Below are 14,630 nucleotides of genomic sequence, written 5' to 3'. Positions count from 1 at the left end.
TGACAAGGGAGCGATATTTTGTTAAGTAAATTAGTACTTTCAAAGAGAAATATTACACTCAGAAAAGCAATACAAAGTCCTGATTTTGATAGTAAAACTGTATTAGTAACAGATCCTTTTGAATATGTAAGTTTATGGCTTAGAAGAGAAAAAAATCATGATGCGCATTTTTATTGGCAACAAGCCCAAGAATTCTATAAAGCTTCTCAGTTACTACCATTAACTGCATCCCCACTTTCAAATTACTATTGTTTCTTGAATGCTGTGAAAGCATTGCTATTAGTTAAGGACATTCCTTTTGAAAATTGGCATGGTTTGAAAGGTAAAACACTAAATAAAGCTATTGGCTTACATAATGAAGGTGTTATTCTATGCATAGGAGGAGTATTTCCAGCGTTATGTAATTACTTTGAACAACCGATCACAGTAAAAAAAGAATATTCACTCAGACAATTATTATATAACTTAGTGTTCATTCATCGGGCATATTGTCTAACGTATCCTAACGACGAGAATAAGGAATTGTTTATACCCTTAGAAGATTCATTCTTTGTTAGAGATACAGACAATAATAAATTGTGCTTTTACGCTTTTGTAGATAGCAGTTATGTAAGTGGCCATAGTCTAAATAAAATATCGTCGCATTTTTCTTCTGGTAACATATACGAACTAAATAGTATAAAATATAACACTGAGTTAAACTTGTCACCGGGTAAATTTAGTACTCTTAAATTATGTAACGATGCCATTTTTATTGAATACCATAAAGAAATCCGCCGCCGCACTCAATATATAGCTGGATCGTCAGGGCGTTGGTATATCAAACGATATGGAGTTGAAAATAGCATAGAGTTAAGTCCTTTACTTCTCATCATGGCTGCTATGCATAGACTAAGTGAATTATCGCGTTATGATCCAATCAGACTATCAAAAACTTTAGAAAGTCGAAGCAATTGGCTGCTATCAGAATTTATTAGGAACAGTCCATCACAATTTATGGATGAAATAGCTGCCGAAATAACTGGCAATGAGTTTTTGTTGCCAAGAAGTCACGCGTAAAAATATTAGTATAACCATGTTGTAGCCGAATTTTAATGTAAATTTATGTATGTTAGTGAACCTGGCTACGTTTGTTAGTGTATATTCTTAGGTCTGAAACATTAGGTGAAAGATAATCCTAGAATTACTTGCCTAGATGGAGTGATTGTAATGAAATTACTTACAGGTCATAAAGAAATAAAATTCAAACAGGTGCAATTATTTTTTACGGAGGGTAGCCAAGAAAATATCTTTGCAAACATGAACAATAGAACACTATCAGAGACGATAAGAAATGCTAGGTATATTAAATTTAAAACGATAGTCGATAGCAAGTATTCAGAGTTCTTAAATATGAATCTTGGGTCTTTTTTATTAGTGTTAAAGCAAAAAAATGATCCGTTTTATTTGAAATTTTTGAACAAGAATGGAGATCAACACTATTCAATATTCTTTATTAAGGATGAAATGATAAAGAAGCAAAAAGGATTATATCTATATACATATGACGACCAAATAAAATATATCGGTAGAAGCAAAGATCCTTTTGGAAAACGCATAAACCAAGGATATGGAAAGATAAACCCCAAGAATTGTTTTATTGATGGTCAGTCAACCAATTGTCATCTTAATCATTTAGTAACAGTACATAAGAACAACATTAAATTTTTCGTTCATGAATTAACAGACGTAACTGAAATAATTGATTTAGAAGCTCAGTTGATCATGACCTATAAACCAGAATGGAATATATGTCTAAAGTGATACGTTTTTTATCACGAAATTGATTTTGACCCATCCCTTTGACCGAAGAAGAATTCAGGAACAGAATTTTATATATCTTTATTAGAGCTTCTAATAAATTTAGGACAATTCTGCGAGGTGAAACTGCTCGTTAATTCAAATGTTTATGTATTTTTGAAAATTACTTTTGCAAAACTGAATGGTGAAGATAAGAGACTTCTCCTACTTAAGTTTTGTAGCCAAACAAATAAGTGTTGTTTAAAGTGGTTTTTTGTATGTGTCAGATAATCACAGTGGGCTTCTGTAATATGATTTAGGTAACTATATAGTTGTATAACTTATTGAACAGGGTTTATTCAGCTAAATTAGAATTCATTTCTTTTTTAATGCACTCTGAAGAATACATTCCAAAATGAGGACTAGATAAAATTGAAGAAAACAACATCATGGGATTTAGCAGTTTTGCTACCACATACTGATTTTCAGGTAATAAGTTCGGCAACCCTATCGAGATTAACACGTTTCCGAATCTGAAGAAAGTTAAGGACAGTGTACTTAATGATAAACTTGTTGGTAAGCATTTAATGTATGGACTTTTGCTTGCTATAGAGTATAGAAAAGATTTTCAAGATGTGCTTACATATGTGGAAGGCAAATTGTTTTTCCGCGATCTTAATTGCAAGGGAGGAAATCCTTGATTTGAAGATTCTATACGCTACTCAGGAATGTCTCAATGGTACAAATATCATCAAAACCTTAGAGATATCACTTATAAAGAAGTTAAGAAACTTAAATAAAATACTGGAATTATTTATTCCCACACAAGGGATGACTTTTGAGGCAGCACCTACTCTGGATTAATTAACTGAATATTAAATACAGCTCGAAAAAATATTAAATGAGAAAAGGAATTCCTCTTGGTCCTCTTGGAGTACCTTTTTTGATATTCTGAGCCTTCCCCCACCTTTTTGGGTAAACTAACCCTAAGCAATACTTTACCCAAATCCCAACGAAAAGAGGTGATGCCCCATGACAACTCACAAAGTACCCAATAGATTAGCCAAGGAGAAGTCTCCGTATCTGCTGCAACATGCACATAACCCGGTGAACTGGTTCCCTTGGTCGAATGAAGCTTTTGAAGTCGCTAAGCGCGACAACAAGCCGATTTTCCTTTCTATTGGGTACAGCTAGTTGTTGATCCACAAGAACCTGCCACTGGTGCCACGTAATGGAACGCGAATCATTCGAAGACGCCGAAGTCGCCCAGCTCCTCAACAATCACTACGTAGCGATCAAAGTAGACCGCGAGGAGCGGCCGGATATTGATGCGCTGTATATGTCGGTGTGTCAAGCGCTGACGGGGAGCGGGGGATGGCCGCTGACGGTGCTGTTGACGCCGGAGAAGAAGCCGTTCTATGCCGGGACGTATTTCCCGAAGCGGCAGATGTTCGGGCGGATCGGATTGATGGATGTGCTGGAGCAGATTCATACGAAGTGGGAGCAGGACGGCGAGGCGCTGGATAAGCTGGGCGACGACCTGCTGGCTGAGCTGCACACGCTTGACCGCAAGAATGCGTACAACCCTGATACTGCGGGCGGTATTCCCGGAGCGGAGCTGCTGCATGAGGCGTATGAGCTGTACCGGCGGCAGTTCGATGAGGAATATGGCGGGTTCGGCAATGCGCCGAAGTTCCCTTCGCCGCATAATCTGTCGTTCCTGCTGGCGTACAGCCAGCTGCATGATCAGCCGGAGGCGCTGCGGATGGTGGAGCATACGCTGGAGTCGATGTACAAGGGCGGCATGTACGACCATGTGGGCTACGGCTTCGCCCGGTATTCGACCGACCGGGAGTGGCTGGTGCCGCATTTTGAGAAAATGCTCTACGATAATGCTCTCCTCGCGAATGTCTATCTGGAAGCCTTCCAGCTTACAGGGAAGCCACTGTATGCGGAGATTGCCGAGCAGATCTTCACGTATGTGCTGCGCGATATGACTTCGCCGGAAGGTGCCTTCTACTCTGCGGAGGATGCCGATTCCGAAGGGGTGGAAGGCAAGTTCTATGTCTTCTCCCGTGAGGAGATTGAGGAAGCTCTGGGGCTGGAGGATATGCATTCGTATTGTCATGTGTACGGGATTACGCCGGAGGGTAACTTCGAAGGTGCAAATATTCCGAATCTGCTACAGGGGCTGCCGGAGGAGATCGCGGAACGCATGGGTATGAACCCTCTCGGGCTGCGGACACGGATGGAGGAATGGCGGGAGAAGCTGTTCGAGTACCGGGAGCAGCGTATTCATCCGTTCAAGGATGATAAGGTGCTGACCTCATGGAACGGGCTGATGATTGCGGCGCTGGCCCGGGGGGCCAAAGCCCTGCAGAAGCCGGAGTACGCCAAGGCCGCGTCGCGGGCTGCGGAGTTCATCTGGAACAAGCTGCGGCGCAAGGATGGGCGGCTGCTGGCCCGTTATCGTGACGGGAAGGCCGGAATTCTCGCTTATGTGGATGATTACGCCTTCCTAATCTGGGGGTTCACTGAGTTATATGAAGCCACGGGGCAGACGAATGATCTGGGGCGGGCACTGGTGCTTAAGGATGGACTGCTGGCGCTGTTCCATGATGCGGAAGGCGGCGGATTCTTCTTCACCGGACATGAGGGGGAGAAGCTGCCGGTCCGCTCGAAGGAATTGTATGATGGTGCGATGCCCTCGGGGAATTCGGTAGCGGCGAAGCTGCTATGGAAGCTGTCAGTTATTACTCAGGATATGGAGTTAAAAGAGATCGCGGAGCGCACCGCTGCGGTGCTTGCTTCCGCTGCATCAGAGTATCCGCCGGGGTATGCGATGTATTTGCAGGCCCATCTGGGCATGGTCTCCGGCGGCAGAGAATGGGTCCTCTCCGGCAAAAAAGAAGATCCCGCGCTGCACGCTATGCTAGCCCAGGTCCAGCAGGCCTATCTGCCGGACGCAGCGCTCATCGTCAACTGGGAAGGGGACAGCGGGGAGATGCTCCGTCTGCTGCCGCATCTGGTTGACAAACCGGCTATCCGCGGGGAAGCAACTGCCTATGTCTGCCGCAACTTTGCTTGCCGGGCACCGGTAACGAACAAGGAAGCGGTCCGGGAGCTGCTGACCAGCCGAGAGGTCTAGCGAATACAAGATTTGCCATGGTAAACTGGATAAGCTATTGTAAAAGCATGGCTTCATTCCGTTAGCCCTGTCAAATCTGAATCGTGAAAAGGAGAGGAAACTCATGAACATTACGTACCACGGCCATTCCTGTGTGCAGATTGAAGTGAACGGCAAATCTTTAATCATCGACCCGTTCATTAGCGGTAATCCGGCGGCGGTGACGACTGTAGAGGAGATTAAGACTGATGCGGTGCTGCTGACGCATGCCCACATGGATCACATGCTGGATGCTGCACCGATTGCTAAGCGCAATAATGTACCGATTGTAGCGATCGTGGAGCTGGCGGGTTACCTTGAATCCCAAGGCGCGCAGACGATTGGAATGAACATTGGGGGGACGGTGGATCTTGGTTTTGCCAAGGCGACGATGATTCATGCCTTCCATACTTCAAGCATTACACTGGAGGATGGACAGAGTCTCTACGGCGGAACCCCGGCGGGCTTCATTATTGAGGCGGACGGGCGCACGGTGCTTCATGCCGGAGATACCGGGCTGTTCAGTGACCTGAAGATGTTCGGGGAGCTGTACGCTATCGATCTGGCGATCCTGCCGATTGGCGGACATTTCACCATGGGGCCGGAGCATGCGCTAATTGCGGCGAAGTGGCTGGGAGCGAAGCAGGTGCTTCCGGTTCATCACAATACCTTCCCGCCGATCCGCCAGGATGCGGGGGCCTTCGTGAAGGCGCTGGAGGAAGCGGGAATCCGGGGCACAGCGCTGGCTTACGGAGAGTCGCTTGAGCTGTAAGGTCAATGATCTCCCCTGTCAAAATAAAGCTACAGCCGTTTCTTTGCTCCGGCAAAGGGACGGCTGTATTCGTATGGAGGCTGCCTAACGGGTGAAGGCGGACAGCTCCCGGTTGAAGCGTTCCCGTTCGTCATAGAAGAGTCCGTGCCCGCTGTTCTCGAACGGAATCAGCACCGAATGCATGATTCCTTGATGCTGCGCCACGGCCAGTGGATACAAGCAGACCTGGTCGTGGATGCCGTGCATAATCAGGGTCGGAACCTGAATGCAGGCGAGATCCCGGAATAACTCTTCTGCAAGCCAGGCTTCGGAGACGGCCATCGTAGACCAGCTTGCCGCTTCCAGCCCGAGCTGGAAGAACCAGTCCGAGAACGGCTGCGAGACCTTATGATAGAAGAATATGTCGCCGAAATCACGCAGCATCTGCGGCCGGTCCTGCCAGGTGGCCTGGATAATCTGTTCAATCACTTCTCTGGTCGTGCCGTATGGGAACCCGGGGCGCTGGATCAGACTGGGGGCAGCTGCTGCAAACAGCGCGAGCTTGGAGACTCCGTAGCCCTTGTGCCTAGACATATAACGGATGGCGACAGCTCCGCCGGTAGAATGGCCGCTGAGCGTAATATTCTGTAATCCCAGCGCGCCGATCACACAGCGGATATCATCGGCGAGCCGGTTGTAGTCGTACCTCCCGACCGGCTTATCCGATTGTCCGAAGCCCCTCATGTCCACCCCGATACAGCGGTAGCCCAGCGGAATCAGATGATTATACTGGTATTCGAACATCTGGTGGCTGGCCGGCCAGCCGTGGATGAACAGAATGGTTCTGCTGCCCAGCGGGTTGATGTCGTTGACATAGATTTTCACATCCGGTTCGACTCTGATCCAATGCTCCATGTGATTTCCCCCCATTTACCGATTGATGGTCCTATGGGGATATAGTATTCAGGACTATAGGGAAAGTGCCTAGATCAAGGAAGTGTTAATCGAGAGGAGTGTCCATAATCATGAGTTATAGGCTTGGTGAAATAGAGTGGAAAGAGCAGTCGGCGGAAGGGGAGGAGCTGCTGAAGTTGGCAAGCGGGGCGGTAATCACCGCCATGAAGGGAGGGCTGGAGGCTGAGGTACAGCGGGTCACGCTTGGGGATACAGAACTGGTACTCAAAAGCTGGAACCGTGATTCCCGGCCGGATATTTCGCTTCAATATAAGGTGCTGGAGCAGCTGTTCCGGCAGGGCTGCGCGGTCTCACGGCCGTACGCCTGGGGCCTAGATGCTGAGGGTCATCAGGTGCTGTTAACCAGCTTCGATGGTACGCCTGTTAAGAAGGTGAATGCTGCCAGTCTTACAGCCATAGCAGCCAATCTGCTCGATGTACATAAGCTGGAGATCGATTCTTCCAGCAGCTTGAAGGTTCCTTCATATGATTTCACAGATTACTTCTTCCCTGCCTGGGCGGAGCAGCCGGAGATCCGAGCGCTGGTGCAGGAGCTGGCGGAGCGGGGCAAGCTGACCGCTCATCAGCTCATTCATGGCGATTATCATCTGGGCAATATTCTGGAGTCTTCCGGGAAGTTCACTATCATCGACTGGACCAATGTTCAGCTTGGCGATCCGAGGTATGATATCGCGTGGTCTATTCTGCTCTTTAGAGTATATTTGTCGGAGCGGAATGCCAGCGTTTACCGGTCAGCCTTTGCCGCCTCAAGCAGTTATAGCCCGGAAGAACTGGAGCTGTTCGAGGCACTGGCTGCTCTGCGCTGGCTTCAGCTGCACCGGACAACGGGTGTCCCGGTTCAGCGGAACACGCTGAAGGTTGTGCGGGAGCTAATGCGGCAGAACAGGTATGTGCCGGATCATCTGTCTGAATCCTTGTAGCCGATACCCGGCTGGATATTCCCCGTTCTAATTAGCTGTCCGGGCACTTTCCCTCGTATGCAGAAACGGCTACGCCATCCTCATAAGGACGGCGTAGCCGTTTGTGTCTGCCATAAATAACAAGGGTTGCGGGAAGCCCGCTTGGGGGGGAATATAGCATGTCAGCGGTTAACTTACTTCTTATTACGCTCCGGGTCCTGCGGCTTCACGCGGGCGGGCCGGGTGACCCAGTTGCTGCGGTTCATCGGCTTAACCGTATCAATCCGCTCGTTAATCTCCTCAGCTTGGCTATCCTCAGCCGGAGCAGCCTCTGCGGTGCTGTCCGTGTCCATGGCAGCCGGGGTTTTCTTGGACAGGCCGGCCCCATTATGCTTGCCGCGGTTCCATACTCTATTCTTGCTCATCTTAGTACACTCCATTTCTGTAACCATATGCTTCAACCATATCACAACTGGGACTAAGCACAAAACTCCGATTTTGACAAGTTATAAATTGTACTATTGATCCCGGGAAAGGGTAACTATAATAGTATAGAATTGAAAGGAGAGCATTCTGATGCCCATCAAGATAATTACGGATAGCGGTTCGGATCTACCCCCTGAATACACGAAGCAGTATGACATCTCCATTGTTCATTTGCCGGTCCATTTCGGCCATGAGCTGATGCCGGATGATATGAACGCCAAGGATTTCTATGACAAAATGCATGAATCGAAGGAGCTGCCTACGACTGCAAGCCCCAGTCCGCAGACCTTCCTGGACAGCTTCAAGCAAGTGGAAGCAGGCACTGACATTCTGGTCATCTGCATGTCCTCTAATATTAGCAGTACTTATCAGACCGCAATGATTGCCAAGGAGATGTACGAGGAAGAAGGACATCCGAATGCGATTGAAATTATAGATTCCAAGCTGTTCTCTGGAGGCTTGACCCTGATTGTCGCCATGGCGGCCAAATGGTCACTTACCGCAGCAAGTCTGGCTGAACTGAAGACTAGAGTGCTGAAGAAGGTAGAAGAAACGACTGCGTACTTCACGCTGGATACCTTGGAGAATGTGATCAAGGGCGGACGGCTGAGCCGGATCTCCGGCGCTGTGGCCTCCGTGCTGAACATTAAGCTGCTGCTGAAAATCAGCGACGACGGCATTGTTGAAGTGGTCGAGAAGACGCGCGGACTGCCTAAGGCGCTGACCCATTTGCTCGCTAAGCTGGACCAGAAGCAGCATGATTATGAGCAGGCGGTAATCGCGATTGTTCACAGCAATTGTGAGACGCTGGCACTGGAGATCAAGCGGCGTATTCTGGAGAAGCATCCCTTCAAGGAGGTTCTGCTGTCCACGATGGGACCCGTGATGGGAACCTATGCCGGCCAGGGCGGAATCGGCGTGGCATTTTAATTATATTAGGAAACTATAGTTTCCTGCTGCTGTGGAAAAGGTGTGTGTTGAACCCAATGTGTGTGGAAAACAGCTACAATCGGATCGCGTCGCGTGAAGGCATATGGCCCAAATGTATGTGGAAAACAGCATACAATCGGCTCGTGTGAAGGCATATGGCCCAAATGTATGTGGAAAACAGCATACCATCGGCTCGTGTGAAGGCATGCCGCCTAAATGTATGTCAAAAACAGCATACATTGTGCTTACAAGCAGGCATGCGGCCTGAATGTATGTTAAAAACAGCATACATTGTGCTTACAAGCAGGCATGCGGCCTGAATGTATGTTAAAAACAGCATACATTGTGCTCGCGCGAAGGTAATCTTACCCGCCCGCAGGGTGATTTTGTCCTTATTCCCAGAGTAAAGCACTTGTAAAGTATTAATTACTAAGCCGTATACCGGACTTTCCGGTGTACGGCTGTTTGGTCTGTATGCGGGTAGAAGGTACGGCGGGTAGCAGGCTAGGCACACTGGGCTGGGCAGGTGCATAGTATGAAGCAAATCCAATTACACGGAGGTCATACACCTATGTCGACAACTTCTTCCGGCACGCAATCGCCGGTAATCTATCAGGCAGACCCGGCGGTGGTCCAGCAACTGAACGGGGTCCGCGATTCGCTTCACCAGTCCTGTAAGCCGTATCTGAATCACAAAGTGCAGGTGCAGACCCTTGACGGTCAGATGCATGAGGGTACGATTGCCGGTATGGACAGCAAGCATATGTATCTGGCTGTAACCATAGCCACGGATATGGGCCGCGGATATTACAATCCGTATTACAAGCCTTATCCAGGTCCGGGATATCCGGGCCCGGGTTATCCGTACCCCGGTACGGTGAACAGCAATGTGATTATGCCGCTGGTTTTGTTCGAGCTGCTGGCGATTTCGTTACTCTAAGCAAGGCTCATGACACAGGATGTGAACAGAACGGATCAGCCTATCGCTGGTCCGTTTTTTTAGCTGCGCGAACGGTATTCACCGTGCGGTCTGCAAATTGCACACGTGAAAATAATCATGGAACCGCATTCATGAAAACGCTATAATTTAATGGAGTCTATCAAATCAAAGGGGAAACACAATGAGCAAAGGAAGAATGTTCTACGGCATCTTTATTCCTATATTAATTCTGGGCGTGGGCCTGGTGGTCGGCTTCGGAAGTTATATTTACATCAGTACCATCGATTCTGTGGTCGAGCGGTTCTCCAGCAGTAAGCAGAGCTATATCGAGCAGATCAAGAACAATCTGGAGCATAAGATTCAAACGATAGAATACGCGTTCAACACCTACAGCACCACCAGCTCTTTTCAGGAGGTCGTGACCCATCCGATTACCGAGCAGGACTTCATTGCTTACCGGAATGTGAACTCGCAGCTGAATTATATCGCCTCCATGGCGGCCGAAGGGACGGAATATTCGCTAATCAGTCTGGTGCAGAATTGGCAGATTCTCAATGAGAAGCTCAGCAATCTCAGTGCCGGTGAGGTTCAGCAGCTCCGGGAGCAGTACATTGAGAATCAGGAGCAGAGCCTCTTCTGGATGAAGACGGACAAGGGCATCCGGTTCGTGAACACACTGCCAGTGTTCTCCACTAAGAAGCAGGCGATTGCCTTATCCGATATTTCATTACATACCCTGAATGCCACGATAAACAGCGGGGAGGACGCCTATGTCTACATTTTGAACAAGCATGGTGAACTGATGTATGAATCCGATCCCGGCAAAGGGCTGTTAGTCCCTGAGCAATTCGGCCAGCTTGCCGGAACGATCAATTCCATGGAGGACAAGGGGACAGTCCAGCAGGAGGTCTCCGGCCGTGACAGTCTGAAGCTTATCTATGCCAAATCCTCTTATAATAATTGGATCTATCTGACTGTACTGGATCAGGCGGAGATTACCCGCTCCCTGGAGATGACCAAGTTCGGGATCTCCGCGATGGGGCTGCTGTCGATTCTCCTGATCTGGGTGGTGGCTTATATGATCTCCCAATATTTCACCAAGCCGATCGAGCAGCTTAAGCGCAGTCTGCCTGTTATTCCGCAGGTGAATGCCAGGAATGAGCTGGATTATATCCGCCATTCGATTGATACGATTATCTCGGAGAAAGCTTCGCTTGAGAGTCTGATCGAATCGGAGATGCCGCGGCTGGAGACGCAGCTGATCCTGAATCTGTTCCGCAGCCGTGTCTCGGCAGAGGAGCTGGAGCAGAGTCTGCTCCGGTTCGGGTACAACCTGTCAGAGAAGCACCGTTACGCGGCGATGCTGATTCAGCTGGACAGTCTGGGCGACCGGGAGGCCTCGGACAAGGATGTCCTGCTGCTGGCCGTTAATAAGATGGTGGAGGAGCTGATTCCGGCTGGTCACCGGCTGCTGCCTATTATCCTGAATGATGACACCCAGGCCACGATCCTGACCTTCGCCGGGTACAGCGATGCCGCGATGAACAAGGAAGTGACGGATTATGCGGCAGCCCTTCTGAAGGCGGTGCGCGATTATCTGAAGGTGTCAATCAGCATCGGCATCAGCAACTTTTACAGCAATCTGTTGGAGAGTAAGGAAGCCGGGGAGATGAGCAAGCAGGCTCTGCATCAGCGGCTGAATCTGGGCAAGGAATCGATTATTTTCTATGAGGATATATCCATGGTTGTCTCCGGCCCGGTGTCGCTGCATTATCCGGCAGAGCTGGAGACGCAATTGTTCAATGCCATCCGGCTGGGGGACAAGGAGCAGGTTACCGCTGCGCTTTATCCGTTCCTGGCGGAGCTGATGGGCAAGAACAAAAGTACCCTGAAATTCGAGGTTATGCTGGTGCGGCTCGTGAATAATCTGATTCAGCTGGAGCAGCATTTGGGGGTTAGCGTCCTGTTGACCCAGGATAACAATAAGCTGTATCACCGCCTGCTCGACATCCGTAATCCCGAAGAGATGGAGCGGATGCTGGTGCAGGAGGTTATTTACCCCATGATGTACAGCATGAAGGACAAGACCAGCCAGCAGTTCCGCTGTCTCTCGGATAAGATCACAGACATTGTGCATGCGGAATATGACCGTGAGCTTACACTGGAGGGGATTGGCGAGCGGCTGCATTACAATCCGAATTATCTAAGCAGCATCTTCAAAAAAGAGTACGGCACCGCCTTCAGCGAATACCTCATGAACTACCGCCTGGAGATGGCCAAACGGTGGCTGACAGAGACGGATATGACGATCAAGGAGATTGCCGAGCGGCTGCAGTATCATAATCCGCAGAATTTCATCCGGTCCTTCCGCAAGAAGGAGCAGGTTACGCCTGGTGCTTACCGGAAGCTGAAGCAAGGCGAATAGCAGTGGATTTTAGCGGGAACAGGGGATTAGCATAGGAGCTTGTATCAGGTGTTCATAGAGAAACGGTACCGTCCTTGCTTCAAGGCGGTACCGTTTCTGCATATGCTCTATACGTTTGGATGGACGCTGAACGGCGGGCCGTCAGCCTTTGACTGCTCCGAGCAGAGCGCCCTTGGTGAAATGCTTCTGGACAAAAGGATAAGCGGCCAGCATCGGCACAGTGGCGATGACAATGACCGCCATTTTGATCGTCTGGGCCGGCGGCACAATATCGACCGAGCTTCCCTCTGCCTGCATCCCGCTGGAGACAATGACGATCTGGCGCAGCAGCACCTGGATCGGCCATTTTGCGGAATCATTCATGTAGAGGATCGCGTTCATGTACGTGTTCCAGTAAGCAACCGCGTAGAACAGGGAGATGGTGGCGATGGAAGGCAGGGCCAGCGGCAGCATAATCCGCATGAAGATTCCGAAGTCATTGCTTCCGTCGATCTTAGCGGACTCCTCCAGACTGTCAGGCAGCGCCTGGAAGAAGTTGCGCATGATAATCATGTTGAAGGCATTGACGGCAACCGGGAAGATCAGGGACCCGTACGAGTTGATCAGGCCGACGCTTTTGACGACCAGGAAGGTGGGGATCATTCCGCCGCTGAACAGCATGGAGAAGACGACGATGAAGTTAATCGTATTGCGGGCAGGCAGGTATCTCCTGGACAAGCCGTAGGCCATCAGCGCGGTAAGCAGCATACTCACTACGGTTCCTGCAATAGTGACACCCACGGATACCCCGAGTCCCCGGAAGATGGTCGGCGTTGAGAGAATGTAGCGGTACGCGTCCAGGGAGAACGTGGTCGGGAATAAGATGAACCGCTTGGCCATGACCTCCTGGGTGGTAGCGAAGGAGCTGGCAATGATATTGATGAAGGGCAATAAGCAGACAAGCGCAATCAGAACGAGTATGGCCGTATTAACGAAGGTGAAGATCCTTCCGCCGACCGATTCTTTTCTACGTGAGCTATGGTTCATTCTGTGATCCTCCTCGGTTTTCAGTACCTCTTCACTGTAACAAGGAGCAGAAATTACGTATATAATCCGGGCATGAGGTGTTCGCAGGCCAGCCCTGTCCAGCCCGTCTCTGCAGAATAATCATTAGCCTAGGCGGGTAATCCTCAGAGGAGATCTGATCGGCCTTAACCCCGCAGCCGCGCGGGTTCTGTAAACGCTATCACATAATGATTATATACGTAATGTAAGAAATTTCTTACGCTGGAACCGTAACAGGAACGAGCAAAGGAGGCTGACATGTGAAAGCAACAAGCATCACCGCAACACCAAATCTGACCATAGAAAAGGGGAAAGGCGCACGCGCTCTAACGGCTCTGAACAAATACAAGCTGCTGTATCTGATGATCCTGCCCGGGCTGCTGTATTTCATCATCTTTAAATATCTGCCCATGGGCGGGCTGATCATTGCGTTCCAGAATTATCAGCCGTTCCAGGGAATTACCGGGAGTGAGTGGGTCGGTCTGAAGCATTTCATCCGGTTATTTACGGAGCCTACGTTCATGCAGCTGCTGCGCAATACCCTGATTCTGTTTGCCATGAACATTGTAATTTTCTTCCCGCTGCCGATTATTGTAGCCTTGATGCTGAACGAGTTGAAGGGATGCTATCTCAAAAACTGGATTCAGACGATTATCTACATCCCGCACTTCATGTCCTGGGTCATCATTGTCTCCATTACGTATGTGTTCCTGACGGTGGATGGCGGGGTTATCAATGAGATGATCGCAAGTCTTGGCGGCAAAAAGATCAGCTTCCTCACCTCCTCCGAGTGGCTGCGGACGATCTATATCCTGCAGATTATCTGGAAGGAGCTTGGATGGTCGACCATTATTTATCTGGCAGCCATCACTGTAGTGGACCCGCAGCTTTATGAAGCCTCCGAGATGGACGGGGCAAGCCGTCTGCGCAAGACCTGGCATGTTACACTGCCGGCCATCCGTCCCGTGATTATTACGCTGCTGATCCTCAAAATCGGCAGCACGCTGGATCTTGGCTTCGAGCATATGTATCTGCTGCTGAATTCACTGAACCGGAGTGTCGCCGAGATTTTCGATACCTATATCTATACGGCGGGCCTCAAGAACGGGCAATTAAGCTTTAGCACCACGATAGGTTTGTTCAAGGGTGTTGTCGGGTTGATTCTCGTGATGCTCTCCAACAAGCTGGCCAAAAGAATGGGCGAAGACGGCGTGTATTAAAGCTAAGGCTAACTA

General features: G+C 49.3%; 13 protein-coding genes. 10 read left to right on the top strand and 3 right to left on the bottom strand.

Annotated features, from left to right (window positions below; translation table 11 throughout):
• The first annotated feature begins 18 nt into the window (after nt 1–18).
• The 5 genes from MKX63_RS31485 to MKX63_RS31465 all read left to right on the top strand — a co-directional run bounded on the left by MKX63_RS31485 (nt 19) and on the right by MKX63_RS31465 (nt 5,717).
• The gene (locus MKX63_RS31485) at nt 19–1,059 is read left to right on the top strand and encodes a YaaC family protein (protein ID WP_341022763.1); all 1,041 of its coding nucleotides are present in this window, start codon (nt 19–21) and stop codon (nt 1,057–1,059) included.
• 150 nt (nt 1,060–1,209) lie between these two features.
• Nucleotides 1,210–1,803 (top strand): GIY-YIG nuclease family protein, encoded by a 594-nt coding sequence (locus MKX63_RS31480; protein WP_341022762.1) that lies wholly within the window; start codon nt 1,210–1,212, stop codon nt 1,801–1,803.
• A 1,008-nt stretch (nt 1,804–2,811) separates the two neighbouring features.
• Nucleotides 2,812–2,973, top strand: coding sequence for a DUF255 domain-containing protein (locus MKX63_RS31475; RefSeq protein ID WP_341022761.1), 162 nt, complete (start codon nt 2,812–2,814; stop codon nt 2,971–2,973).
• A 37-nt stretch (nt 2,974–3,010) separates the two neighbouring features.
• Nucleotides 3,011–4,927, top strand: coding sequence for a thioredoxin domain-containing protein (locus MKX63_RS31470; RefSeq protein ID WP_341022760.1), 1,917 nt, complete (start codon nt 3,011–3,013; stop codon nt 4,925–4,927).
• Nucleotides 4,928–5,030: 103 nt separating this feature from the next.
• Nucleotides 5,031–5,717 carry a metal-dependent hydrolase gene (locus MKX63_RS31465; protein WP_341022758.1) on the top strand — a complete coding sequence of 229 codons (687 nt, stop codon included), beginning with the start codon at nt 5,031–5,033 and terminating at the stop codon, nt 5,715–5,717.
• 84 nt (nt 5,718–5,801) lie between these two features.
• On the opposite strand, the gene MKX63_RS31460 is transcribed toward MKX63_RS31465, so the two are convergent.
• On the bottom strand, nt 5,802–6,611 hold the full coding sequence (locus MKX63_RS31460; protein WP_341022757.1) for an alpha/beta fold hydrolase: 810 nt from the start codon (nt 6,609–6,611) through the stop codon (nt 5,802–5,804).
• Nucleotides 6,612–6,721: 110 nt separating this feature from the next.
• Between MKX63_RS31460 and MKX63_RS31455 the strand changes: the two genes are divergently transcribed.
• Entirely contained in the window at nt 6,722–7,591 is an 870-nt protein-coding gene (locus MKX63_RS31455; RefSeq protein WP_341022756.1) for a phosphotransferase family protein, read from the top strand.
• A 173-nt stretch (nt 7,592–7,764) separates the two neighbouring features.
• On the opposite strand, the gene MKX63_RS31450 is transcribed toward MKX63_RS31455, so the two are convergent.
• Nucleotides 7,765–7,995 carry a hypothetical protein gene (locus MKX63_RS31450; RefSeq protein ID WP_341022755.1) on the bottom strand — a complete coding sequence of 77 codons (231 nt, stop codon included), beginning with the start codon at nt 7,993–7,995 and terminating at the stop codon, nt 7,765–7,767.
• A gap of 151 nt (nt 7,996–8,146) precedes the next feature.
• Between MKX63_RS31450 and MKX63_RS31445 the strand changes: the two genes are divergently transcribed.
• The 3 genes from MKX63_RS31445 to MKX63_RS31435 all read left to right on the top strand — a co-directional run bounded on the left by MKX63_RS31445 (nt 8,147) and on the right by MKX63_RS31435 (nt 12,351).
• Entirely contained in the window at nt 8,147–8,986 is an 840-nt protein-coding gene (locus MKX63_RS31445) for a DegV family protein (RefSeq protein WP_341022753.1), read from the top strand.
• Between the two features lie 571 nt (nt 8,987–9,557).
• Nucleotides 9,558–9,926 (top strand): hypothetical protein, encoded by a 369-nt coding sequence (locus MKX63_RS31440; RefSeq protein WP_341022750.1) that lies wholly within the window; start codon nt 9,558–9,560, stop codon nt 9,924–9,926.
• 181 nt (nt 9,927–10,107) lie between these two features.
• Nucleotides 10,108–12,351, top strand: a complete 2,244-nt coding sequence (locus MKX63_RS31435; protein WP_341022747.1) for an AraC family transcriptional regulator — start codon at nt 10,108–10,110, stop codon at nt 12,349–12,351.
• Nucleotides 12,352–12,492: 141 nt separating this feature from the next.
• On the opposite strand, the gene MKX63_RS31430 is transcribed toward MKX63_RS31435, so the two are convergent.
• Nucleotides 12,493–13,377 carry a carbohydrate ABC transporter permease gene (locus MKX63_RS31430; protein WP_340753137.1) on the bottom strand — a complete coding sequence of 295 codons (885 nt, stop codon included), beginning with the start codon at nt 13,375–13,377 and terminating at the stop codon, nt 12,493–12,495.
• 380 nt (nt 13,378–13,757) lie between these two features.
• Here MKX63_RS31430 and MKX63_RS31425 point away from each other — a divergent pair, with 380 nt between their 5' ends.
• Complete coding sequence (locus tag MKX63_RS31425) at nt 13,758–14,615, top strand: ABC transporter permease (RefSeq protein WP_445323572.1); 858 nt, start codon at nt 13,758–13,760, stop codon at nt 14,613–14,615.
• Nucleotides 14,616–14,630 lie beyond the last annotated feature (15 nt).

This window comes from Paenibacillus sp. FSL R7-0179 (assembly GCF_038002265.1).
Classification (GTDB): Bacteria; Bacillota; Bacilli; order Paenibacillales; family Paenibacillaceae; genus Paenibacillus_AQ.
This window is presented reverse-complemented; position numbering and strand designations above follow the sequence as displayed.